Source organism: Thermosporothrix hazakensis (genome assembly GCF_003253565.1).
Classification (GTDB): Bacteria; Chloroflexota; Ktedonobacteria; order Ktedonobacterales; family Ktedonobacteraceae; genus Thermosporothrix; species Thermosporothrix hazakensis.
Genome location: NZ_QKUF01000008.1, coordinates 265,016 through 267,443, shown reverse-complemented (window position 1 = coordinate 267,443; position 2,428 = coordinate 265,016). Strand labels below are relative to the sequence as shown.

At 48.8% G+C, this 2,428-nt stretch carries 1 protein-coding gene; it reads left to right on the top strand.

The features are described from left to right. Window positions 1–743 precede the first annotated feature (743 nt). Window positions 744–2,428: hypothetical protein (locus EI42_RS33265; RefSeq protein WP_211326172.1), on the top strand; the 1,685-nt coding region annotated here is incomplete at its 3' end.

Sequence of the window (2,428 nt, the reverse complement as noted above, 5' to 3'; positions counted from 1 at the left end):
GTCCTCATTTTGTGCATCTTACCCCCACCAGGGTTGGGCGCATTATGCCTCCCCTTTGCACTCTTTTACCCCACCGAGGTTGGGTGCATTCCGTCATCGCCTGACACTCTTTTATCCCCACCAGGGTTCGGTGCATCGAGAGGTAGCAACGAAAACATTTCTCGACTAAATAGCGAATTTATCAAATGCTTCTTCGATATTTTAGATTGTTAAATAGTAGAATAAGAAGAATGTAAATTACCCCACCGTGGTCAGGTGATTTTCTAGTATTTTTAGAATTCCTGTTTGAAAGCAGGCATCCAGACGTAGAGAAAGGTCCGAGGCTGTTATACAAGAAAACAGGTACCAGGAGTTTTTGGGGAGTGAAAACCAAAAGTCCTGTGCGTAACCCCACCAGGGTTGGGCGAAAACCCCACCAGGGTTGGGCGAAAACCCCACCATTGTTAGGTGCATTACCGTGCTCAAAAGCCGGTCAGTAATAAGTAATTACCAGTCGAGTCTTTCACTAGTAAAATGCATTCTGTCAGTGTAATATGTCAGTGTCTGGCATTTGACAAATGCAGAAGAATCGTAGAAGATAGCCAACATTATCACGTAAAAAATACTTGAAGCCAACTCGGCGACTGTCCAACTTGAAAACTCGGTCGCCTTTCATAAATCACATAAACCTGAATATCGAAATACTCGATCCATAGAGATGAAAAAAACTGTTACGCCTGGTCGTACGGTTTAGTGAGGCAAAAATGCGTTTAGGAAACAGCAAAAATTCTGGGGGACAAGGCCAGGAAGCCAGCCAGCTCACCGCTGAAGCACTTCAGGCCGTACGGGGTTTAGGTGAGGTCTCCGACCAGATCGACCAGAAGATCTTGCAGCTCATTGACAAGATCTTCGCACCGCCCGCGAAGGGTATTGAGTTTATTGTCAGGTTTCTGGCACAGGCTGAAGTCAAACAAAACGTCCTGCTCCCGAATGATGAAATGGGAGAGCAGGTCGCTATTGTGACACTGAAGAATGTGCGCGAACTAGCGAAAAGAATCCACTGGGGTTATGACACAACGCATAAGTACGTTGTCGTTATGTCATGCCTGAATCTGCTTTTTAAGCGCCGTACTAGCGAAAATATACAGCTCATCTTTCCGTTGCAGGGTTATGCCCCTCCATCATCATTTCAAGCTCTCGATCATCTCATTCATGATAGTCGTCCCAAAGTGCAGCAATTTGCACGCCGAATTCGGCAACGTTGCGCTTTATATAATATTGTGCAGGGCGAAGAGAATAGCAGTGATAAGAGGTATGAGAGACAGCTTATTCAATCACTGCTGGAGATACTCCAATCCGAGGGAGTGGAAACAGAACTTCGCAGGCGTATCATTATGCGTTTCACGAGTGAAATACTGAACAGACTTTTACGGTCGCCTGACGCCCCCTTTCCCTCACAGGCGGTAGACTCGAAAAAGCGGAAGTCTCCTCTGATCGTTGATGCGTCACCAGACAGCCAACCAGCACAGGCAACAACAGAGAGGCTCTCAGCAAGAAAGTCTTCCGTTGAGGGTAGACTTCCCACCTCTACACAGGAAGCCGCTGCGGTAGAGTCTCCCAAGGAAGGTAGACTTTCTGCTCCTGTACAGGCTCCCGAGGAAGAGAAGTCTCCCGAGGAAGGTAGACTTGCTACTCCTGCACAGATCGCCCAAGAAAAGGAGTCTTCTGTTGAGGGTAGACTCGTCGACTCTACTCAAATGATTGCTACCGTGGAGTCTCCCATTGAGGGTAGACTTGCTGATCCTGCTCAGGAGAATGGTGCAACAGAGTCTCCCATTGAGGGTAGACTTCCCACCTCTACACAGGAAGCCGCTGCGGTAGAGTCTCCCAAGGAAGGTAGACTTACTACTCCTGCACAGATCACCCAAGAAAAGGAGTCTCCTGTTGAGGGTAGACTTGCTGCTTCTACTAAGTCGATTGCTTCTGAGCACGCTATAAAAAAGGGAGACTCGGAGGCATTGAAACCTGGAGAGTCGAAAAAAGGTCGTCGTCCGGACTTTGACAAACTCCTGTCCGGCTTCTATTCCCGCGTTCTCCAAAACACCTATCAGCAGGCTCAAGAAGGCAATCTAGAGGCCTTTAAACGGAGTTTTCTAGCACTGGGTAAGATCTCCAATCAGGCCAAATATACCAAACAGCAGGACAGAGAGCACAGTTTACCGGCTGAGCCAGACAGCTCACAGAGCACTCCCCTGCCTACGGAGACACAACAATCCATCCCGGTTCAGGCAGTGGTAGACTCTCCCATCGAGACGGTGCAGGCTGAGGAGACTTCGGTTCAGGAGCCGGTAGACTCTCCCATCGAGACGGTGCAGGTTGGGGAGACTTCGGTTCAGGCAGTGGTAGACTCTCCCGCTGAGACAACACAGGTTGGGGAGACTTCGGTTCA